Source organism: Clostridium tanneri (genome assembly GCF_033659955.1).
GTDB classification, from domain to species: Bacteria; Bacillota; Clostridia; order Clostridiales; family Clostridiaceae; genus Clostridium_AM; species Clostridium_AM tanneri.
Genome location: NZ_JARUJP010000030.1, coordinates 1 through 22,375 on the forward strand (window position 1 = coordinate 1; position 22,375 = coordinate 22,375).

The following is a 22,375-nucleotide window of genomic DNA, read 5'->3' on the forward strand; positions in this document are numbered from 1 at the left end:
GTCATAATCGCTTACTTCTCAATTCATTGAGAAGATTCATTAAAGAATTGCTGGTTTATTATTACCTCTGTTTAATTTTCAAGGATCAGCTTGTCTCATCTCGACTGCTTAAATATCTTATCATGTTCTTTTTAGCTTGTCAAGAACTTTGTAGATATTTTTTATTTCTTGTCGTTTCTGACAACTTTTATATAATATCATGAGCATTTATATTATGTCAACAGTTTTTTGTTTATGAAGTAATTTACTATACATATTAAAAACACCATCGACTGTAACATCGATAGTGTTTTTAATATCATGAAAATATACAACTAATACTTTCCTTAAAGGTATACTCTAAGTTAATCCTTTACCCCGTTACTTTAATCCATTTTCCTTTAGATAATCATTAAACTTCATTTGAACAGAATCATAAACCTTTTTCTCAATAAACATTTTATCGCCTTCTGGTAAACTCAAAACAGCTTTTTTACCTTTCTTATTAAATCCATCTGTATATAGAACTTGGATACCATAAGTATTGGTTATACTGTTTGGAGCATAAATATCTAAGTCCTGTCCTTTAGCTAAATATAACCCGCTATATTCTGCTATATTAGATGAAAGCATTTCTGTTGCACCTTTTAGACTTCCAACCTTCACTCCAAGGTACTGAGCTAACTCTAATAAATTATCCAGTGCTGTCTTTCCAACTATTGCTGGAGTAATTTTCTGTATTTTTCTATCAGATCTAGTGATTGTACCCTCAGTTTCAGCAAAACTACCTATTGGAACAACCACATTTGACATTAGGGCTGTATCTGTCATAAACATATCAAAGGTTGCTATAAATTCAAGTTTCTTTAAGATTTCAGCTGTATCCTTGTCAGCCCCTACAGGATCCTCACCAATGATAACTGCTCCTTTAATCTTTCCTTCTTTAATTTGGTCAAATATTTGCTTACCAGCCATCTTTACACCAATATCTATAAATCCTTGAGCATTACTATTAGAACGTACAGTAATAATTCCGCTATGTGGTTTTCCTATCTTGTCTGTTATCACCGCAGCATCAGCAAGCAGTTTATAGCTGTCTTCAGTAACCATATTATCATCGACAACTATTATTGCCTTTTTAGCTTCTCCATAAGCTTTTGCAAGTCTATTGGCATCATCATTATCCACTGAATCCGCTACAAAGTTCCATAACTTTTGAAGATTCTCTGCCTTATTCTCTACTTCTCCTTCTTTCACATATCCACCTTTAAATAATGCTTTAATAAAGGATTTCAAGAATTCTATATTATTATCAGTTTTTAATGAAAGATCAGCATACTCTTCCATTTTTGTTTTAGTATTACTTATGGATACTAACTTAGCTTTTTTCTGTGCTGCATACTTCATCTTTACTGCCATAACAGGATGATTTTCATCTACATTTCCCATAGAAACTATTAAATCTGTACTATTTAACTCTTCATAACTATTTGATGAAGCATTATACCCTAGAACCGCTTCCAATCCTGAAGTCTCATTGTAAGCCATTGATCCTATAAAAGATGTATCTAGCTTATCTGCAACCCTTTTCATAATAAAGGCCTCTTCATTGGTAAACCTTGGTGATGCTAAAATTGCAACACTATCACTTCCGTATTGTCCTTTAATCAGTTGAAGATTTTTTGCAGTAAGAGTTAAAGCTTCTTTTAAATCAACCTCAATGCTATTATCTTTTCTTCTTACAACAGCAGTCTTTATCCTCTTTTCATCATTAATAAAGTTTATTCCAAATCTACCTCTAGCGCATAGCAGACCTTCTTCTTTGTTTCTATTTGGAAGAGACTTAAAAACAAGATTTCCCTTTGTTTGAAGTACTAAGTTACATCCTACTCCGCAATAATTACATACTGAATTTGTATTATCTAGGTTTACAGGCACTTGCTTATTAACAGCTTCCTTTTCAATACAAGCTCCTGTTGGACATACATCTACACACTGACCGCAGGATATACATGAGCTTTCTTGAAGAGGTAGATTAAATTCAGGAATTACCTTAGAGTCAAAGCCTCTCTTTTCTAATCCAATAGCAGTTACTCCAATAAATTCTTCACAAGCTCTAATACATTGTCCACATAGGATACACTTATCAGAGTTTCTTACTATGAAAGGATGATTTTGCTCTTCTTTTCTCTTATGCTTTTCTCCTGATATTTTCTTAGTATCTATGTCATATTTTCCTATATAATTAACAAGCTTACATTCAAAGTAATCGTGGCATCCGCACTCTAGGCATCTAGAAGCTTCTCTAAGAGCCGCTTCCTCTGTGAAGGTTTCGGAAATTGGGCTAAAGCTAAGTTTTCTTTTTTCTGGAGCAACTACTACTTGAGGTTCTCTGCTTTGTTTTTCTACATGTTCAAAATCCTTTTGACATAAGTCATCCTGAACTATGTAGTTTGGATTCCCCACTGGTATTATGAATCCATTTAAATAACTATGGATTACCTTAGCTGCATTTTTTCCTTGAGCTATTGCTTCAACAGCTATTTTAGGACCAGTTGATGCTTCGCCTCCAGCAAAGACGCCTTCCATATTTGTTTCAAAGGTATTTTCATTAACTGCAATAGTTCCTTTTTTAGTTTGTGTAAGCTCTTTAACACAATCTGCATTTACCTTTTGACCAATTGCAGATACAATAAGATCTGCATCATAGGTAACTTCTTCCCCTTCAATAGGTTCAGGACGTCTTCTTCCTGATGCATCAGGCTCTCCAAGCTTCATTTTCTGACATCTTATTTTCTTTGCTCTTGTTCCATCTCCTGTAACTTCCACAGGCGCTACAAGAAAATTAAATTCTACGCCCTCTTCTTCAGCCTCTTCAATTTCAATCTTTTCTGCAGGCATTTCATCTCTTGTTCTTCTATACAGAAGCTTAACATTTTCTGCTCCTAATCTTACAGCTGTTCTAGCTACATCCATAGCTGTGTTTCCGCCACCTATAACTATAACCTTACTTCCCATGTATATAGGCTCAGATTGAGTAGCCATTCTTAAGAAATCTATACCACCAAGAACGCCTTCCATGTCTTGACCTTTACATCCAATGCTGGAGCTTGCCCAAGCACCTATAGCTACGAATACAGCATCATAAGTCTTTTTAAGATATGATACGCTAACATCTTCACCAAGCTTAACATTACAATTAATTTCCACGCCCATTTTCTTTAATGTATTTATTTCAGCATCTAATATCTCTTTTGGAAGACGATATTGTGGTATCCCATATCTTAGCATTCCACCTGGCTTTGGCATAGCCTCATAAATTACAACCTTATGACCTTCCATTGCAAGGAAGTATGCACAAGATATACCTGCTGGACCTGCTCCCACAACCGCAATAGTTTTTCCATTACTTTCCTTAACCTCTGGCACGAATGTTCCGTTATTTACATCTATATCACCAAGAAATCTTTTAAGTTCAGCAATCGCAATTGGATCATCAGCATTTTGACGTCTACAAGCTGTTTCACATGGATGTGGACATACTCTTCCTATACTTGCAGGTAAAGCAATGACTTCTTTCACAAGCTTAATTGCTTCTTCATATTGTCTATTAGCAATTAATCCAACATATCCTTGACAATCTGTATGAGCAGGGCATGCATTTACACATGGTGGCCTACAGTCTCCTCTATGATCTGAGGCCAAAAGTTCAAAGGCTACCTTTCTAGCTGATATGGTTCTTGCTGTATTAGTTTTTATTACCATACCATCCACTGCTGGTGTTGAACATGCCCTCTGAAGTTTTGGAATTCCCTCTACTTCAACAACGCATACGCCACATGCTCCATAAGGTTTCAATCTGCTGTCATAACAAAGATTTGGAATATCTATTCCGTTGTCAAGAGCTATTTTTAATATAGTTGTTCCTTCTTGAGCTGTTAATTCTCTGTTGTTTATATTTACTCTTATGATCCCCATTTTCTCACTTCCCTTTCTACTCTACAGCAATAGCATTAAATCTACATACTGTTATACAATTACCGCACTTTAAGCATTTTTCCTGATCTATTTCATGAGGCTTTTTAACCTCACCATTAATAGCTTGTGCAGGACATTTCTTTGCACATGAAGTACATCCCTTGCAGTCATCAGCTGAAATTGTATATGTTAAAAGACTCTTACATTGCTTAGCTGGACATTTTTTATCTTCTATATGTGCCAAATATTCATCTTTAAAATATCTTATTGTTGTAAGAACAGGATTTGGTGCTGTTTGTCCAAGCCCACAAAGTGATCCATCCTTGATACTTAAACATAATTGCTGAAGGGTATCAACATCCTCAGAATTTCCTTCTCCTGAACATATTTTATCAATCATCTCAAGCATTCTCTTTGTACCTATTCTGCAATAAGTACATTTCCCACAGGACTCTTTACAAGTAAAATCAAGGAAGAATCTTGCCATATCTACCATACATGTATTTTCATCCATTACAACCATACCACCGGAACCCATAATAGCACCAGTTTTGTTAATTGCCTCGTATGTTACAGGAGTGTCAAGCAGGGAGCGTGGTATACATCCACCAGAAGGACCTCCCATTTGAACTGCCTTGAATTCCTTGTCTCCTTTTATTCCTCCGCCTATTCCATATATAACATCTCTTAAAATCATTCCCATAGGAACTTCAACTAGTCCACCTTGTTTAATTTTACCAGTAAGTGCAAATACTTTAGTACCCTTACTCTGTTCTGTACCATATGCAGCATATGCTTTTGCACCATTTGCAAATATCCATGGAACATTAGCATAAGTTTCCACGTTATTTATATTTGTTGGTTTTGCAAAATATCCTGATTGAGCTGGGAATGGAGGTTTTAATCTTGGCATCCCCCTTTCACCTTCTAAAGATGCAATTAATGCTGTCTCTTCACCACAGACAAATGCTCCAGCTCCAGTTTTTATATCTATATCAAAATCAAAACCTGAACCAAGTATGTTTTTGCCTAAATATCCTCTTTCTCTCGCCTGCTTAATTGCGATTTTAAGTCTTTCGATTGCTAATGGGTATTCTGCACGACAGTATATAAAGCCGTTATAAGCCCCCATTGCATAACCTGCAATTGCCATACCTTCAAGAACCGCATGAGGATCACCTTCTAGAACACCTCTATCCATAAATGCACCTGGGTCACCTTCATCAGCATTACATACTACATACTTGTCATTCCCCTTAGATTTTTTAGCAGCATCCCATTTAAACCAAGTTGGGAAACCAGCTCCACCTCTGCCTCTTAAGCCTGATACCTTTACTTCCTCGATAACCTCATCTTGAGTCATTTCTGTAACTACTCTTTTTAATGCCTTATATCCGTCTCTTGAAATATACTCATCTATTTCTTCTGGGTTGATTACTCCGCAATTTTTAAGAACAATTCTAACTTGGTTCTTTAGCTGTGGATATGGTTCTTTATCAGTAGATACAATATGTTCTGAAATTGGGTTACCATTAATAACATGACTTTCAATTATTTCGTCAACTAAACTTGGTGTAACATTTGCATAGGTAAACACTCCATTGTCATCTATAATGTCAACTATTGGTTCGTAAAAACACATACCTATGCAGCCTGTAATTGAAACATTAGCATCTAAACTTTTTTCACTAATTAGCTCATTAAACCTATCTTTAACTTTTTTAGCTCCTGCGGCAATACCACAGCTGCCATATCCTATTCTAATCTTCATTTAAACAGCTTCCCCCTTTTCCTTAGCATATATATCCTGAATTACTTTTCTTGCTTTATCAGGGGTTAAGTTTGCATAGGTTTCCCCATTTATCATAATTACTGGTGCAAGACTGCAGCAGCCAAGACATGCCACCTCTTCAAGTGAAAACATTCCGTCACTGCTTGTTTCTCCCGGATTAATGCTTAATTCGTCGCAAATAGCTTGGCTAACTGCCTCTGAACCATTTACATGACAAGCAGTTCCTTGACATTGCATTATTACATATTTGCCCAGTTTATTTAATCTAAATTGTGAATAAAACGTAGCAACTCCATAAATTTGAGCTTTTTTCTTGCCGGTCTTATCTGAAATTAACCTTAAGGCATCAAGGGGTAAATATCCATATACACCTTGTACATCCTGTAATATACTAATTAGGTTGCCGTTTTCGTTAAAATATCTTTCAAAAACCTTATCCATTTGGGACAAATCAACTTTATCAGCATTAAATTTTGATTCTAGCTCCTTTTCACATCCACAAGCCATCAGTTATCACTCCTTTAATATATTAACTATGCTCATGTAATCCTACACGACATACATGACCTTCTTCTGTTTTATAGATACCCTGTCTTCTTATCAATTCTTCAAAATCAACTAAGTGCCCATCAAATTCAGGACCGTCTAAACAAGTAAGTTTAGTTTCTCCGTCTACGGTAACTCTACAGCCTCCGCATATTCCCATTCCATCTATCATTATTGCTTTTAAACTTACTATAGTTTTAATACCATATTCCTTTGTAACTTCACTTATAGATTTCAACATGGCAACTGGTCCCACTGCTATTACCTGATCAAATCTCTTTCCTTCTTTTTCAACTAATTCTCTTAATAAATCTGTAGCAAGTCCCTTGTACCCATAACTTCCATCTTCTGTTGATATATACAAACTACTTGATATTGCTTTCATCTCTTCTTGAAGCAATATATATTCCTTTGACTTACATCCAAATATTACATCTGCATTAATTTCATGTTCATTAAGCCATTTAATTTGAGAATATATTGAAGCCGCCCCTTGTCCTACACCTATAAGCATTATATTTTTGTTTTTTAGTTCTTCTAAATCCATGTGTACTAAATTAGAAGGTTGTCCTAGAGGTCCTGCAAAATTATCAAAACCTTGTTCAGCATCATAAGCAGCTATTTTTTGCGTTGATTTACCAAGAGCTTCAACTGCTATAGTTACAGTTCCCTTTTTTCTATCATAATCACAAATAGAAAGAGGTATTCTTTCGGATTTTTCATCCGCTTTCACTATCACAAATTGTCCTGGTAAGCAAGCTTTTGCAATTCTAGGTGCTTCTATCTCCATTAAGAAAGTATTAGGAGCTATTTCTTTTTTATCTAGGATTTTGAACATATTATTTCCCCCTCGTAATAAATATTTATAGGACAGTTATAAAGTAGAATTTTCTGTTGTTATAAATATATAAGACAAGTTATAATTTTATGCTTATTATTTTTTCATTAAAAAAATAATAATTTAAAAGCAAAAAATGACAAAAAAAGAGTAGGTTAGTTTTAATAACCACTCTTTTCCTTAGTCATCGGATAAAGCCTCTATAATATCCCCAGTTTTTATAAGTCCACCCTAATTAAATACCAGTGGCACTAAATAAATTCTTAGTTAATATTACTTAGAAGACATGTTTGTCAGCTCTTTGGCCCTTCTTTTTCTCTTTTCCTTAGTTGAATCTTTAATATCCGTAGATTTAACTATATGAAAAGCATCTGTAGGACAAATCTCCATACAAGCTGGTCCATTTTCTCTTCCTACACATAAATCACATTTATTAGCTACCATTCTCTCTTTAAAGCATAACTTTCCAGAATCAATAACCTTTAAAACTGGCTGCAGTACTTTTTCTCCATTATTATACTCTGAAACCAATTCAATAGCCCCTAAAGGACATGCAACAACACAGGTTTTGCACCCTACACAAGTATTCTTATTAATATATACAAGTCCATCTTTATTGACAATAGATCCATTAGGACATACATTGGCACAAGGAGCATCTTCACATTGTCTGCATTGAATAGGAACAGCAACCTGAGCTGTTTTTACAACAGTTAATCGTGGATAAAACTCAATTTCGCTACTTTCTGATATAAATATGTTTTTCTCAGAGTGAGCTACAACACATGCTACCTCGCAAGTTCTGCATCCAATACATTTATTAGGATCAGCAACTACAAAACTATTCATTATTTTTGCTCCTTTCTATTTACATATTTAGTGTGTAATAGATGATGAGACTTATGGCCTAATGGTTCTCCTAAAAATTCACCATATAATTTTACAATACTAGGATTTTCGTGAGATTTTCTTACCTCTAGCTTACTGTCATGACTATATGTAGCTTCCTTTCTCTTTTTATGCGCAAGTTCCCTGTGTGCTTCTAAAAGAAGTTTAGGCTGTCCTCCACCACTAATACATCCTTGGGGACAAGTCATTACTTCTATAAAATGAAAATCGCACTTTCCCTCTTTTATACTTTCAAGTACTGAAACTGCATTCTTCAATCCTGAAACCACTGCAATCTTTAGTTTTAGATCTCCAACTTGAACTTCCGCTGTTCTCAATCCTTGATCTCCTCTTACAAAATTTAATTCTAACTTTGGAATACTTTCCTTAGTTATTAGCTCATAGCCAGTTCTTAAAGCTGCTTCCATAACTCCACCGGTAACACCGAAAATAGTTCCAGCACCGCTATAGCTTCCTAAAGGGCCATCAAATCCTTCGTCTGGTAAATTATTAAAATCAATTCCGGCATCTTTAATTAACTGAGCTAATTCCCTTGTAGTAATAACTATATCTACATCCCTATATCCACTAGCCTCCATTTCTGGCCTGTTACACTCAAAATCCTTACAGGTACAAGGCATAACTGCTACACTATAAATTTTACTTGGATCTATGTCATCAATTTGTGCACCATAGGTCTTAAACACAGCTCCAGCCATTTGTTGAGGCGACCTACAGCTGGAAAGGTGATTTAAAAGCTCTGGATACTCTTGTTCAGCAAACTTTACCCAAGCAGGGCAACAAGAAGTAAACATCGGTAAATTCTTTCCCTCAGTTACTCTTTTTATAAGTTCACTACCTTCCTCCATAATAGTCAAATCTGCACCAAAGTTAGTATCATAAATCCTATTAAAGTTTAAACGTCTAAGAGCAGCAACCATCTTCCCTGGAGTTAACGTTCCAAGTGGAAATCCAAACTCTTCAGCTAAAGAAACTCTTACCGCTGGTGCACACTGTACAATTTTATATAAATCGGAGTTTGCTAGTGCTTCTTTAACTAACTGAGCATTTCCCAAACTATATGCAGCAAAAAGAGGCTCCTTTACACTTGATAACATTCCTCTTTCTTTTAGTTTAAGATCTCTAGATGTTATTCCTTCATCAAAATTAGAAGCATATACACTACATACCTGTACACATTGTCCACATATAACACAAAGTTCTCTGTTTATACTTTGAGGCTTTCCTTCCTCTCCTTCTATAGCATTAACTGGGCAAACCTCTGAACAGCGTCTGCAACCTGTACATAACTCTTTATCAATATTAATTATACTATTCTTAACTGACATACTTAACTTCCTCTCTCCCTGCTATTATTTATAGTTTCCCACTGTTTTTAACAAACTTAATGCAGCCGCCCTATTACGAGACTTTTTCTCGCTCACTGGAGTTATTAATGTTAATGCCTTTTGTGGACAGGCATTTATACAAGCAGGTTCACCACTGTCTTTACACAAATCACATTTGTATGCAATAGTCTTAACAGCATTCCTTAAACCATCTTGTCCTTGTTTCTTTAAATTAATTTGAAATACTTCTTTGCCATCTTCATATTGAGGTAGTAAATCTATTGCTCCAAAAGGACATGCCATTAGACAGGTCTTACAGCCTATGCAAGCTTTTTCATCAATTACAATAGTATTGTCTTCTTGCTTTATTGCATTCACGGGACATACATTTGCACAAGGTGCATCTTCACAATGTCTGCACTGAATAGGCATAGCATAACTTTCACCTTTAATAACATATAATCTCGGTATAATAGGAGTTGTAACAGTACCAACGGTAGCCACTACATTATTATTTTCATTATGAACAGTAAAGCATGCTACTTCACATGCCTTACATCCTATACATTTGTTCGAATTAGCAATAACAAAGGAATTTGGAGTTGTTTTCATTTTTCTTTCACCCTTCTTAAATATAATTTATCTAAACATAAACTTTCCTCTTACAACTTCTCCTGCTTTCACAGTTCCACGTTCTTCCGGTATAATTATTAATCCATTAGTTTTGCTCATCACCATAAGGTGATTTGAACATTGCTTTCCTAAATTGTGGGCGTAATAAGCTCCATTCTCTTTTCTTAGTTCCACGTAAATATATTTTCTTCTTCCTGCCTTAGCTTTAAAATCATCTGCTAAGATAACTTCTATTTCTTCAGCATGTAAGTTTACTTTGCCCTTCATAATCTCAATAGCAGGTTTCACCAATTCTTCAAAGGTAGTTATTAAAGACATTGGATTTCCTGGTAGTCCAAAAAACAATTTTTCTTTATAAGTGGCAAAGGTTACAGGCTTCCCTGGTTTAATACTTACCTTATTAAATTTTATATCTGCACCAATCTCTTTTAAAATCTCTTCTATGAAATCGTAATCTCCAACAGATGCTCCCCCAGAACTAATGACTATATCTGCATTTTCTAAAGCATAGTTAACTTTTTCCTTTAAAGTATTTTTATCATCGGAAACTATTCCTAAGGACAATATTTCCGCCTCTAAATTGCTGATTAATGCCCTTAAAGAATACTCATTACTATTTCTTATCTTCCCTCTTTCAAGCTTGCTATCTATATCTACTAACTCATCTCCTGTGATAATTAAGGCAACCTTGGGACTTTTATACACTTTTACAGAACTATATCCTAAGGAGGCTAGCAAGCCAACTTCTGATGGCCTAATAATTTTTCCTTTTTTCAGTGCTAAATCCCCTTTTTTTATTTCCTCTCCCAGTTTTATAATATTGTTACCTTCACTAACCTCTTTACTTATGTAAACTTTGTTATCTTTAACTTTAACCTTCTCAATTTCTATTACTCCGTCTGCGCCTTTAGGCAAGGCTGCCCCAGTCATGATTTTAAAAGCTTGTCCTGTATTTAATTCCTCTTTAGAATAATCTCCAGCTTTTATTACCCCTATTATCTCAAGCCCTATAATGTTTTCTCCACTAAGATTATTAGTATCTTCACTTCTAATAGCATATCCATCCATAGCAGATTTATCAAAAGGAGGTAAATTATCATTAGAATAAATATCTTCAGCTAAAACTTTATTAAGACAATGTACTATATCTACTCTCTCTGCTTCTAATACCTCTGTATTTTCAGCAATCATATTCAATGCATCATCTACACTAATCATTAGTATTTCCTTTCCTGAATTCTTTACCTTGCTTATACCTATCTATCTGTCTTACAATTCATTTGTTTTCTAAGCTTAGCATATTCATCTCTTACATATTGCTCTGCCCACTGTTGATCCTCAATTTTCTCAACTTTTATTGCACAAAACTTATATTCTGGAGTTTTACTAATAGGGTCCATATGATCACTAGTTAGCTCATTGCACGCTCCTACCCACCACTGATATGTCATATATGTAGAGCCTTCTTTAACCCTATCTGTAATTAATGCCCTTGCTACTATAGAGCCTCTTCGTGAACTTATTCTCACTAACTGCTGATCTTCTATTTTAAGTTTTTCCCCGTCCTCTATACTCATTTGTATATACCCTGGTTCATCAGCTAGCTGTTGTAAGGCACGACAGTTTCCTGTCATAGTTCTTACTGAGTAATGTCCAACCTCTCTTACAGTGGATAGGCTTAATGGGTATTCCTCATCTGGTAATTCCATAGGAGGCCTCCATTCACAAGCAAACAGTTGACCTTTGCCACTAGGCGTTGTGAATTTGTTATCTTTATATAAGTATGGTGTTCCTGTATGACCCTCTGTAGGACAAGGCCACTGAATACTTCCTAATTCATCAAGCTTTTCATAACTTGCTCCAGCAAAACTTGGACATAGACTTCTCATCTCATCCCAAATTTCTTCTGTATTCTTATAACTCATAGGATATCCCATAGCTGTAGCTACTTCACATATAATTTGCCAATCTGGCTTTACATCACCCTTTGGTTCTACTGCTTTTCTGAACCTTTGGAATCCACGATCTGCTGATGAATATACACCTTCATGTTCTCCCCAAGCAGTAGCAGGTAAAATTACATCAGCATGAAGAGCTGTCTTGTTCATAAAAATATCCTGAACTATTACTAATTCTAAGTGATCTAGTACTTCTCTCACTTCAGAAGCATTTGGGTCACTTTGAACCGGGTCTTCCCCAAAGATGTAATAAGCTTTTATCTTATCTTCATGTAAAGCTAAGTGAGGTACTTCTGTTAACTTATATCCTGGTTTACTAGGAAGCTTAACTCCCCAAGCCTTCTCAAATTTCTTTCTAGCGGCAGTATCAGTAACTTCTTGATACCCCGGAAGTACATTTGGAAGTGTACCCATATCACAGGTACCTTGTACATTGTTCTGACCACGAACTGGCCCAATACCTACATTTGGTCTTCCAAAATTACCTGTTAATAATGCTAAAGATGCTAATCCTTTTACAACGTCTACCGCCTGAGAGAATTGACAAACGCCCATTCCGTATAGAATCATAGCATTTTTTGCCTTAGCATATTCCCTCATAGCTTGTCTAATAACTTCTGCTTTAACTCCAGTTATCTCTTCCGCATATTCAGGAGTATATTTTTCCACAGAAGCCTTATAATCTTCAAAGCCTTCCACATACTTTTCCACATATTCTTTATTATATAGACCTTCACTTATTAAAACATTACCGCAGGCATTAACTAAGGCCATATTAGTTCCACCTTTTAAAGGCAGCCATAAGTCAGCTATTCTTACTGATTCAGTTACCCTTGGGTCAACTACGATGATTCTAGCACCCTTTTCTTTTGCTTTAATTATCCTTCTTGCAACAATTGGATGGGAGTCTGCACCGTTATATCCAAATACAAATAGTAAATCAGTATCTTCTATTTCTGGAATAGAATTTGACATTGCACCATTTCCTAATGAGTAAGCCAGACCGGCTACTGAAGGAGCATGTCAAACTCTAGCACAGTGATCTATATTGTTAGTCCCAATTACTGCCCTCATAAACTTTTGCATTACATAATTAGCTTCGTTTCCAGGTCCTCTTGCAGAACCAGTTCCCATGATGGCATCTGGACCATACTTTGCCTTTATTGCTGTCAATCTATCTGCTACAAATCTAATGGCTTCATCCCAAGAAACCTCTTCTAATTGTCCATTCTTTCTTATCATAGGTTTTTTTAATCTAGCTGTTAGGATTTGAGGATCGTTTAGAAAATCCCAACCATAATGTCCTTTTAAACATAGTTTTCCTTCGTTAGTTCTTCCATTAGCTGCTTCCGCTCTTATTATTTCTCCATCTTTAACTACTAGATACATCTTGCATCCAGTACCACAATAAGGACAAACCGTTAACACCTTTTCTTCCATATTAATCTCCACCTCTTTAGTACTTTAATGTGTAAAATCTATAAAAACAAAAATCCAGTACAAAACGTAATTCTACGCATGTACTGGTTTATTGAAAGCTAAAATATCTAAGTATCTTTCTTTCTAATCGAACCATCACTTATTAAGTTCAACGACACTACTATAGATCTGCTATCCTTCTCTAGGTTATGTATCTGCCAACTGTATTCAAACTTCCTACCTACTGTTTCATAAGCCTCATCTAAAAATTCCTTTTCAAGATAAGGTTTCATGATTCTCCAATAGCTCTTTACAATATCTACAGCACCTTCTTCAACCAAAATCTCTGATAGATTAGAAAGAATTCCTTTTATATCAATAGTTATTACGTCTCCTTCTATTTTGACCTTAACAACTTCTGGACCCTTTCCTCTATAGTGCTTTACAACTTTTACTGTCAGTTTTCTAATCTTTTCTTGCAAATCAAGTTTCTCATCAGCCATAACAAAACCTCAATCTAATTAGCATCTTATCAGCAGGTATATAATATGTACAATTATTTTACCTTGTATATTCTACCCTTCTCTTATTTTATAGTCAATAGACATATTTCTTAAAATTCTTCGTTATAAATTAAATTTCTACATATTTTTTTATAATGATATTAATCTCTCTTTAATTTATAAAGATTATATTATACACCAGTGTTTATAGTAAAAACAGTTTCACTAATATATAGTAACCTTCCTTTGTATATTTTATATATCTTTCAATGTAATGAAAAAATTTATCTTTCATTAATATAAATCAACAAGGTTATTTACATATTATGGAGAATATACTATATATTATCTTATTTCAATATAAAGGAGCAATATAAATGAGAAAAAAAACTATATACTTATCAGCTGCTACACTAGTATTATTCATTATTTGTATAGAGTATTTTGCTAATAAACCGGCTGTATCAGTTTCAAATAATGTACAGATTCAAGCTAGCAAAGATATTACCTCTAAGGGCAAAGAAGAAAACAAAAAGACTACAGTCAATAAACCATTCTTAATTGATTCTAAAATATTAAATAGTATTAGTTACTCTGTCCTATTAAACAGTAAAAAAGTTACCGATTATAGCGGTAATAATCTATTTCCATCAGAATATACAGATATTGAAGGTATATTAACTTTTAGGGGCAATAATCTTAGAACAAGCCCTAGTTATGGCGTTAGCAGTATCTCTGAAAAAAAGCTAAGCACCAAGTGGAGCTTCACTACGTCTTCTTCATCTTGGGGAGGTGGTGCTGGATGGACTGGACAACCTGCCATAATAAAGTGGCCAACTTATACTAAGGAATTAATGAATATAAAGGATAAATTTAAGCAACAGGAAAACTTTACAGAAGTTATATCTTCATCTTTAGATGGTAATGTATACTTTTTAGACTTAGAAACAGGTGAAAAAACGAGAGATCCTATTAGAGTCGGTAACCCGATAAAGGGCAGTGTTTCAATAGACCCAAGAGGAATCCCATTACTTTATGTAGGAGAGGGAATACCAGAAAAAGGTCCTATTGGATATGATGTTTTTAGCTTAATAGATGGCAGTAAGTTATCCTTTATAAATGGTATGGATACTGATGCCTTAAGGGGTTGGGGTGCCTTTGATAGTTCTGCACTTATAAACAAACAAACAGATACCCTTATAGAAGCTGGCGAGAACGGACTACTTTATATAGTGAAACTAAATACAAAATTTGATATAGAGAATAAGTCTATTTCAATAGCCCCTGAAACAACAAAGTATAGATATCAAATATCCGGACACGAATATCAGGGTATAGAAAATTCAACAGCAATATATAAAAACTTACTTTATTTTGCTGATAACGGCGGAAGCATCCAATGTATTGACCTGTTGACATTAAAGCCAGTATGGACTTTTAACGGGAAAGATGATACCGATGCTTCACTGGTAGTAGATGTAGAGGATAACATCCCCTATATCTACTCTGGTAACGAAATTGATAAGCAGGGTTATAAAGGTTATTCCTATTTAAAGAAAATTAATGGGTTAACTGGAGAAGCAGTATGGGAAAAAACCTATGAATGTATGTCTGTTATTGGAAATGATCCAGTTAACGGCGGTATGTTAGCCACACCTGTAGTGGGGAAACAAGATACTAAGGATATTATAATATTTGGATTAGCACGATATAAAAACATGAATAGCGGCTTAATTTTAGCACTGGATAAAAAAACAGGAGCTGAAATATGGAGAAAAGAACTCCCTAACTATATGTGGTCTTCTCCAGTTGATTTCTACGATAAAAATGGTAAAACATATATAATCCAATGTGACAGTATAGGAAATATGTATCTTTTAGATGGAAAAACTGGCAGTGAGTTAAATAAAATAAACCTAGGTTCTAATATTGAAGCTACCCCTTCTATTTTCAATGATACTATTGTAGTGGCAACAAGGGGTGGTAAGTTTTACGGAATAAGCATAAAGTAAATGCTTATTAGTTTTCATGGAATGCCCCGGAGCTTTACAACATGCCTTTCCTAGAACTTTATTAATAATATTAAAGGCATGGAGTGTTTTTTATTATACTCCGTGCCTGCTAACGGTTAGCCCCTATTTTTTCTGTAATTTTCTAAAGTGTGCTTAGTTCAGCCTTATCTACCTCAAACCAAAAATTCACTCCACCGTCCATGTTTTCTACTCCATAAGAATTGTGATGCAAATCCTGTATAGCTTTAACTATAGAAAGTCCTAAACCATACCCTCCATAGGCTCTTGTTCTAGCCTTATCTACTTTATAAAAGCTATTCCATATCTTGTCAAGTGATTCCTGCGGTATAGCCTTTCCTGTATTAAACACATTTACTCTTACCTTATCATTGTTAACCACTTTGCTTATTTTAATAATTCTATCACCGTCTATATGATTAATTGCATTATTAATATAGTTTGTAAGTATCTGTTCAATCCTTACCATATCTCCATTAGCTGTAACCCTTTCCCCAGCTTCAAATTGTATTTGAATATTTTTTTCTTCAAAGTTAGATTTATATTTATTACTCACATATTCCATCAAGGATACCAAATCAAATTCGGTTTTTTCAATTTGAAAATATCCAGACTCTATTTGAGAAAGATTTAATAAGTCTCTTACTAGCTTATTCATTTTGTCCGTTTCTTTCATAATAACATCACAATAGAACTTCCTATCTTCTTCACTTTCTGCAACGTTACTTATAAGGCCTTCTGCGTATCCCTGTATTACTGATAAAGGAGTTCTTAATTCATGGGATACACTAGAAACAAACTCTTTTCTCATTTCATCTATTTTTCTTTCTTTCTCAATATCTTCTTCAAGCTTTTTATTTTTTATATTTAACTCCGTAATTGCACTATCTAGTTCGTCAGATAAGTAATTAATACTTTGTCCAAGCTGTCCAATTTCATCTTCACCACTTATCTTACATTTTTCACCAAAATCAAATTTAGCCATGTTTCTGGCGATATTATTTAGCTCTAATATGGGTTTTGTGAATCTTTTTGAAAATATATATGCCCAAAGACTGCCTAAAATTATAATTACAATCCCCGTAATAATGATAAATCTATTTGCAATATCCACACTTTCTGTTATTGAAACTAAGGGTACTCTTATAGTAAGTACATCCCCACTACTTAGTTTTGTTACAAGCGTAAGAAAATCAATCTTCATTTTCGTATCTCTTCTTGGCTCAAAGATATATTCTCCCTCAGCATATTCCTGTACCATATCGTCATCACGAGAGTAATTTGGTGGGGGCTCTTTTTTTTGTTTAATCCCAAACCTTTCCCCGCCTCTTATTATATTTTTTTCCTCTACTTCTCTACGTGATGAACTGTATACTGGAACTCCATTCTCATCATGAATATCAATATTACTACCAGTTATATTGGCTGTTCTATCCAATTCATCCTGCAGATCTACAATATTTCCATTGTACATACTTGCAAGCTTCTTCGCATTTTCTATAAGTGTGTTTTTCTTTTTATTAATGTAGTATTGTTCAAGATACAAATTATTTAATATACATAGAAGAAGAATAAAAAATATTAGTAGAAAGGTTATAGAGATAAATAGCTTTGATTTTATAGATTTATTCATTTTTCAACCTCAAATCTATAACCATAACCTCTAACAGTCTGAACATAATTGCTTTTTGAATCTAACTTTATTCTTAATCTATTTATATGTGTATCCACTGTCCTCAAATCTCCATAATAATCATATCCCCACACCTTATCTAATATCTGTTCTCTGCTTAATGCTTTTCCGTAATTCTCAACAAGATAATTTAATAACTCGTACTCTTTTGGACTTAAATCAACGGTAGACCCTTCTATTACTACCTGCCTTCCATTTTGATCAATTGTTAATCCACTAAATTCTTTAAGATTATTGTCTGCTGGAACTACCCTTCTAAGAACAGCATTTACCCTTGCTATTAATATATTAGGACTAAATGGCTTAGCAATATACTCATCTGCTCCAATATCAAAACCGAAGAGTTCATCAAATTCTTCTCCTCTGGCAGTTAACATTATAATTGGAACTTTTGACTTTTTTCTAATTTCTCTACATACAGTCCATCCATCATATTCTGGAAGCATCACATCAAGAATTATTAAATCTATATCCTCTTCTTGAGAAAATAAATCTAAGGCTTTTCTTCCATCATCAGCTTCAATAGTAATGTATCCTGATTTTTTAAGAAAATCTGTTACAAGTTTTCTTATTAAAGGTTCATCATCAACTACTAGTATCTTTTTACCATTCATAACATATATACCCCCAGAAAAGTTTTTACTAATCTCATTATAATACATTTTTATTACAATTTCGTTACAAGAATTTTTGTCTTTTCTTCTTGGAGGAAATATAGTAATTTCAAATATCTATCTTAGCATAATTATTTAAGCTGGCTGCTTTTTACGTACTTTAAGCTCTGCTATTAATAATAACAATAACGGTATAATTACTTGAAATGGAAATGCATAATATTTATAAATCTTAAATGCCCAATATCTCATTTCCATAGTATTGCTATAAAGTATTTGAGCTAAATATATCATTAGTAACCCTGTTTGTATTACAATAGAGCGATAATCATCAAGATTAAATACCTTTGCTATGCCCCTACATACAGTTAACAAGCATATAGATGTTTTTACAAAAACTCCAAAAACAAATACTATAGAAACGCTGACTTCAATTCTCTCTATAAACTCACCTATTGCTATCCGCCCTACTGCCTCTAAGGAAGGAAAGTAGTGTATATTCATCCCTTCCCCCAATACAACAGTGTTTCGAACTGTTAGAATCGTAATCACTACTGCTGCAAAAACTAATCCAGAAAATAATATTTTATACTGAGACTTTTGATTTTTTACAGAAAAGAGTATACCCATAAATACTACTGATTCAGCAAAAGGAAATGAAAAAGCAGAAAAAGCACCTTTTAATATAGGAGTAAATCCATTTCCAATAATTGGTTTGAGGTAACGGAAATTAAGTATAGATATCCCTAGTATTTGTACTGTAACTAAAATTAATACTATAATTGGGAGAACATAGGCACTAATTCTTCCTATCACTTCGATACCAGATTTGACTGAAACTACACAAACTATTCCCAAATAAAACATCGATACAATCATCGGTGTTTCTGGCAGTGTTGTAACATTTATAAACTCACCAAAGTTTCGTATAACTAGTGCCCCTAGGTGAAAAATATACCATATGTATATTACTGAAACTATTCTAGCAAAAGTTTTTCCTAATACTGTTTCAAGGATATCATATAAATCTTTTCCTGGAAAAAGTAAAGCTATTCTTCCATATACCAACATCATTGGAACTGCCAAGATTGCACCTAAAATTACAGATATCCATGCACTATTTTTAGCGTCTCCTCCCACCCCAACAATAAACGTGCTTCCCATAATAAAAATTATTAAAATACAAATTCCTTCTTTTACGGTGATTTGTTCCTTACGCATATTTATCCTACTTTCCAAATACTGAAGTTATTAACACCTTTATTGGCTCTGCTGGGCTTGGTATATGAACTTTAAAGCATAGTAGCACAGCTATCACAAAGGATAAAAAAAACAGAACACTATTAACCTGAAAATCCCTCCATTGCTTCTGTTTATATAATGGCAAAAACTCATAAATAGCTATCAATGCATATGCAACAACCACTAATAATACCATATTTTAATCTCCTTCTTCTAACGGTTTTGATAATATTCCACTATTACGTATATAAACATTAACCTTTACATCTGCATGGATAGTTCGAAAGCTTTCTTGCCAATTCTTCTCAACTGCTCTCCATATCTTCGGCTTATCTTCCTTTAGCCGTGCTCCAAATCCAAATATATCAACACCATATTCTTTTTGAATTTTTGTGATTAATTTTTTTATTCGAATTTCCATCGTTCTCTCATAAGACTGTTCCAATTTGCTACTACCATTCTCCCCAATGAAATCTGCACTTCCACCAATTTCATCAATTGCTGTATTTACATTAACATTTACATTAAATCTAATATTTCCATCTTCTAAAATAGGCTTTATTTTAGTCTTATTGTCAAATATCTCCAAAGAAACCGGTATATCTTTATTATTTTCACTCTCCCTACTAACTAATACACCTCCTTTTACTTTGTCTTGAATAAAAAGCATATCCTTTGTTTCCTTATCATCTAGAAATCCTACAAGCTTATCCTTGCTGAAAATCGCAGTGCCCATTACACTCGGGGATTTTTCACCGTTAATAGTTTTAAGCTGTACTGTAGGAGCAACTGCAGATATTCCTTTACCAATTATACTATTCACAAGCTCCCAACTCTCTACCCGTGGTGCCTTCGATAAAGATACTTGATTTTTAAGAATTCTTGCTATTTCAAAGGATTTAATATTGCTCTTGTTTCCTCCAGACTGCAATATCTCCTTTGCTAAATTCCCTTTCGCAATCAATATGTTTATATTAGACCTTGTCTCTGAATCACGGTTAATCCAGTCTATAATTTTTATAGTTCCTTCTCTTGCTACCTGATCACTTATAACAATAACCTTTGCATGAGCCCAATAGAGCCTTTTCCCTGAAACTGAAATAGCATTTCTAGCAGTATCAAATATTGTTGCTCCTTTAATGGAGATTGTTTTATGAGAAATTTTAGAATCCTTTTCATTACTAAATTCTACAATCTCTACTAACATAGAAATATCTCCATATTCATCTTTATCTATTGCAGCTCCTGCAACAATAGCTAACTGGTCCATCTCCCGATAATTCCAGCAACCAACAAATAGTATCGAACTAATAAGGATTATTAACAAAAGAAATCTAAATTTAAATTTTTGCATAGTTGTCATTTCCTTTTATTTTTTCTTATTGGTTGTCTTATCAAGTTTTTAGCACCTATTATTTTAGGCCTTAAAGTCATTTCCCACCAAGGTACCCGTATCCATACATCCTGAAAATCATGATTTTTCACAGTAGATAGATTTAGCATATATGGAACTCCAAAGGATCTTATACTCATAAGGTGTATAAGCGTAAGAATAAAGCCAAGTAAAAAACCATATATTCCAAGAATAGAGGTTGATATTATTAAAAGGGTTCTCAAAACCATTGCTGCTCCTACCATACTGATATTTAATAGTGATAATATTCCCGTTAAAGCAGTTATAATTATAATAATAGGGCTTACAAGTTTAGCTTCTACTAGCGCCTGACCTATTACTAGTGTACCTACAATATTAATTGCCTGACTTACTGATGCAGGCATTCTTACACTTGCTTCTCTTAATAAATCAAATAGTGCTAGCATCACAATCAATGATAGAACAGTAGGAAAAGGTACACCTTGCCGTCCGGCGGAAATACTTAATAGTAGCGGCGTAGGCAGCATTTCCTGATGAAATGTCACCACTGCCAGATATAACGAAGGAATTGATACAGAAAAGATAGCAGCTGTAATTCTAATAAATCTATTAATAGAAGCAAAAATATAATTATTATAATAATCCTCGCTAATCTGGGCTACTTCAGTAATTATAAAAGGCGCTGTTAATGCAAATGGACTTCCATCAACTAAAATGGCAATTCTACCTTCCAACAGCTTTCCTGCAACAGCATCTGGTTTTTCACTATAACCTACTGTTTCAAAGGGCGAAAATGGTGCGTCCCTTATTAGTTCCTGAATATATCCTGAATCAAGAATTCCATCTAATTGAATTTGGTCTAAACGCTTTTCAACCTCTTTTAATATCCCTTCTAACGCTACTCCCTCAATATAGCAGATACAAACCCTGGTATGCGTTCTCTCACCAAGTTCTTTAAATTTAAGCTTTAAATCTGGAGTTCTTATTATACGTCGAATTAGAGATATATTTACATTAATTGATTCTGTAAAACCAGCTCGCGGTCCTCTAACAGACCTAGATGAATCTGGCTCTGTTATAGCTCTTCCTCCATAGCCTCTTGAAGCTATAATTAGAACTTTTTCATATCCTTCCAATAAAAAAATTGTATCTCCAGATATTAAAGAATCTAGTATTATATTAATATCTTCTGACATAATAACACCATTTACTGCAATAACTTTATCTTGAATATCTTGTAAAAGATTGTCACAACTTATTCCTTCAGATAAATTGTTTCCCAAAATAGGTTGTATTATATTTTCATTTATCAATTCATTGTCTACCATTTCTTGAAAATAAATTACACAGCATTTTGCAGCAGACAAGTATTTATTTTCAAGTCTCCTGATGACTAACATTCTGTCATCAGGGAAAATATTTTTAAATGCTAAAATGTTATTTTCAAGAGATTTACTTAAAGTTAATGTACAACTAATATTCATCTCAATATCAGATTCCTTTCATTCTCCTGTCTATTATTGATTTACTTAAATATA

Annotated in this window: 17 protein-coding genes; 1 reads left to right on the top strand and 16 read right to left on the bottom strand. The window is 34.0% G+C overall.

All coding sequences use genetic code 11. The features are described from left to right. Positions 1 to 360 precede the first annotated feature (360 nt). The 10 genes from P8V03_RS16975 to P8V03_RS17020 all read right to left on the bottom strand — a co-directional run bounded on the left by P8V03_RS16975 (position 361) and on the right by P8V03_RS17020 (position 13,883). Positions 361 to 3,957 carry an FAD-dependent oxidoreductase gene (locus tag P8V03_RS16975; protein WP_318799076.1) on the bottom strand — a complete coding sequence of 1,199 codons (3,597 nt, stop codon included), beginning with the start codon at positions 3,955 to 3,957 and terminating at the stop codon, positions 361 to 363. A 16-nt stretch (positions 3,958 to 3,973) separates the two neighbouring features. Continuing rightward, the gene (locus tag P8V03_RS16980) at positions 3,974 to 5,728 is read right to left on the bottom strand and encodes an NADH-quinone oxidoreductase subunit NuoF (protein WP_318799077.1); all 1,755 of its coding nucleotides are present in this window, start codon (positions 5,726 to 5,728) and stop codon (positions 3,974 to 3,976) included. Beyond that, a complete protein-coding gene (gene nuoE / locus P8V03_RS16985) occupies positions 5,729 to 6,256 on the bottom strand; it encodes an NADH-quinone oxidoreductase subunit NuoE (RefSeq protein WP_261673408.1) in 528 nt (175 codons plus the stop codon). 22 nt (positions 6,257 to 6,278) lie between these two features. Further along, complete coding sequence (locus P8V03_RS16990) at positions 6,279 to 7,133, bottom strand: sulfide/dihydroorotate dehydrogenase-like FAD/NAD-binding protein (protein WP_261673407.1); 855 nt, start codon at positions 7,131 to 7,133, stop codon at positions 6,279 to 6,281. A 273-nt stretch (positions 7,134 to 7,406) separates the two neighbouring features. Continuing rightward, positions 7,407 to 7,982, bottom strand: coding sequence for a 4Fe-4S dicluster domain-containing protein (locus P8V03_RS16995; protein WP_318799078.1), 576 nt, complete (start codon positions 7,980 to 7,982; stop codon positions 7,407 to 7,409). Further along, entirely contained in the window at positions 7,982 to 9,370 is a 1,389-nt protein-coding gene (locus tag P8V03_RS17000; protein WP_261673405.1) for a [FeFe] hydrogenase, group A, read from the bottom strand. Before P8V03_RS17000 ends, P8V03_RS16995 begins: the two co-directional genes overlap by 1 nt. Positions 9,371 to 9,394: 24 nt before the next feature. Then, positions 9,395 to 9,982 (bottom strand): 4Fe-4S dicluster domain-containing protein, encoded by a 588-nt coding sequence (locus P8V03_RS17005; RefSeq protein WP_318799079.1) that lies wholly within the window; start codon positions 9,980 to 9,982, stop codon positions 9,395 to 9,397. A gap of 27 nt (positions 9,983 to 10,009) precedes the next feature. Further along, positions 10,010 to 11,221 (bottom strand): molybdopterin molybdotransferase MoeA, encoded by a 1,212-nt coding sequence (locus P8V03_RS17010; RefSeq protein WP_318799081.1) that lies wholly within the window; start codon positions 11,219 to 11,221, stop codon positions 10,010 to 10,012. Positions 11,222 to 11,259: 38 nt separating this feature from the next. After that, on the bottom strand, positions 11,260 to 13,401 hold the full coding sequence (fdhF, locus tag P8V03_RS17015) for a formate dehydrogenase subunit alpha (RefSeq protein ID WP_318799083.1): 2,142 nt from the start codon (positions 13,399 to 13,401) through the stop codon (positions 11,260 to 11,262). A gap of 107 nt (positions 13,402 to 13,508) precedes the next feature. Continuing rightward, complete coding sequence (locus tag P8V03_RS17020; RefSeq protein WP_261673401.1) at positions 13,509 to 13,883, bottom strand: Na-translocating system protein MpsC family protein; 375 nt, start codon at positions 13,881 to 13,883, stop codon at positions 13,509 to 13,511. A 377-nt stretch (positions 13,884 to 14,260) separates the two neighbouring features. Between P8V03_RS17020 and P8V03_RS17025 the strand changes: the two genes are divergently transcribed. Continuing rightward, the gene (locus P8V03_RS17025) at positions 14,261 to 15,895 is read left to right on the top strand and encodes an outer membrane protein assembly factor BamB family protein (RefSeq protein ID WP_318799086.1); all 1,635 of its coding nucleotides are present in this window, start codon (positions 14,261 to 14,263) and stop codon (positions 15,893 to 15,895) included. 142 nt (positions 15,896 to 16,037) lie between these two features. On the opposite strand, the gene P8V03_RS17030 is transcribed toward P8V03_RS17025, so the two are convergent. The 6 genes from P8V03_RS17030 to P8V03_RS17055 all read right to left on the bottom strand — a co-directional run bounded on the left by P8V03_RS17030 (position 16,038) and on the right by P8V03_RS17055 (position 22,321). After that, positions 16,038 to 17,546, bottom strand: coding sequence for a HAMP domain-containing sensor histidine kinase (locus P8V03_RS17030; RefSeq protein ID WP_318799087.1), 1,509 nt, complete (start codon positions 17,544 to 17,546; stop codon positions 16,038 to 16,040). Beyond that, complete coding sequence (locus P8V03_RS17035; protein ID WP_318799088.1) at positions 17,543 to 18,220, bottom strand: response regulator transcription factor; 678 nt, start codon at positions 18,218 to 18,220, stop codon at positions 17,543 to 17,545. The genes P8V03_RS17030 and P8V03_RS17035 overlap by 4 nt, the downstream gene beginning before the upstream one ends. 135 nt (positions 18,221 to 18,355) lie before the next feature. Continuing rightward, positions 18,356 to 19,441 (bottom strand): GerAB/ArcD/ProY family transporter, encoded by a 1,086-nt coding sequence (locus P8V03_RS17040; RefSeq protein WP_318799089.1) that lies wholly within the window; start codon positions 19,439 to 19,441, stop codon positions 18,356 to 18,358. A 7-nt stretch (positions 19,442 to 19,448) separates the two neighbouring features. Further along, positions 19,449 to 19,658, bottom strand: a complete 210-nt coding sequence (locus tag P8V03_RS17045) for a hypothetical protein (RefSeq protein ID WP_261673396.1) — start codon at positions 19,656 to 19,658, stop codon at positions 19,449 to 19,451. A 3-nt stretch (positions 19,659 to 19,661) separates the two neighbouring features. Continuing rightward, positions 19,662 to 20,825 carry a Ger(x)C family spore germination protein gene (locus tag P8V03_RS17050; protein ID WP_318799090.1) on the bottom strand — a complete coding sequence of 388 codons (1,164 nt, stop codon included), beginning with the start codon at positions 20,823 to 20,825 and terminating at the stop codon, positions 19,662 to 19,664. Next, the gene (locus tag P8V03_RS17055) at positions 20,822 to 22,321 is read right to left on the bottom strand and encodes a spore germination protein (protein WP_318799091.1); all 1,500 of its coding nucleotides are present in this window, start codon (positions 22,319 to 22,321) and stop codon (positions 20,822 to 20,824) included. Before P8V03_RS17055 ends, P8V03_RS17050 begins: the two co-directional genes overlap by 4 nt. Positions 22,322 to 22,375: the final 54 nt, after the last annotated feature.

What these genes read in the sequence shown, in the direction of transcription:
- P8V03_RS16975 (WP_318799076.1), bottom strand. Translation starts at nt 3,957, where the DNA reads ATGGGGATCATAAGAGTAAATATAAACAACAGAGAATTAACAGCTCAA.
- P8V03_RS16980 (WP_318799077.1), bottom strand. Translation starts at nt 5,728, where the DNA reads ATGAAGATTAGAATAGGATATGGCAGCTGTGGTATTGCCGCAGGAGCT.
- nuoE (WP_261673408.1), bottom strand. Translation starts at nt 6,256, where the DNA reads ATGGCTTGTGGATGTGAAAAGGAGCTAGAATCAAAATTTAATGCTGAT.
- P8V03_RS16990 (WP_261673407.1), bottom strand. Translation starts at nt 7,133, where the DNA reads ATGTTCAAAATCCTAGATAAAAAAGAAATAGCTCCTAATACTTTCTTA.
- P8V03_RS16995 (WP_318799078.1), bottom strand. Translation starts at nt 7,982, where the DNA reads ATGAATAGTTTTGTAGTTGCTGATCCTAATAAATGTATTGGATGCAGA.
- P8V03_RS17000 (WP_261673405.1), bottom strand. Translation starts at nt 9,370, where the DNA reads ATGTCAGTTAAGAATAGTATAATTAATATTGATAAAGAGTTATGTACA.
- P8V03_RS17005 (WP_318799079.1), bottom strand. Translation starts at nt 9,982, where the DNA reads ATGAAAACAACTCCAAATTCCTTTGTTATTGCTAATTCGAACAAATGT.
- P8V03_RS17010 (WP_318799081.1), bottom strand. Translation starts at nt 11,221, where the DNA reads ATGATTAGTGTAGATGATGCATTGAATATGATTGCTGAAAATACAGAG.
- P8V03_RS17020 (WP_261673401.1), bottom strand. Translation starts at nt 13,883, where the DNA reads ATGGCTGATGAGAAACTTGATTTGCAAGAAAAGATTAGAAAACTGACA.
- P8V03_RS17025 (WP_318799086.1), top strand. Translation starts at nt 14,261, where the DNA reads ATGAGAAAAAAAACTATATACTTATCAGCTGCTACACTAGTATTATTC.
- P8V03_RS17030 (WP_318799087.1), bottom strand. Translation starts at nt 17,546, where the DNA reads ATGAATAAATCTATAAAATCAAAGCTATTTATCTCTATAACCTTTCTA.
- P8V03_RS17035 (WP_318799088.1), bottom strand. Translation starts at nt 18,220, where the DNA reads ATGAATGGTAAAAAGATACTAGTAGTTGATGATGAACCTTTAATAAGA.
- P8V03_RS17040 (WP_318799089.1), bottom strand. Translation starts at nt 19,441, where the DNA reads ATGCGTAAGGAACAAATCACCGTAAAAGAAGGAATTTGTATTTTAATA.
- P8V03_RS17045 (WP_261673396.1), bottom strand. Translation starts at nt 19,658, where the DNA reads ATGGTATTATTAGTGGTTGTTGCATATGCATTGATAGCTATTTATGAG.
- P8V03_RS17050 (WP_318799090.1), bottom strand. Translation starts at nt 20,825, where the DNA reads ATGACAACTATGCAAAAATTTAAATTTAGATTTCTTTTGTTAATAATC.
- P8V03_RS17055 (WP_318799091.1), bottom strand. Translation starts at nt 22,321, where the DNA reads ATGAATATTAGTTGTACATTAACTTTAAGTAAATCTCTTGAAAATAAC.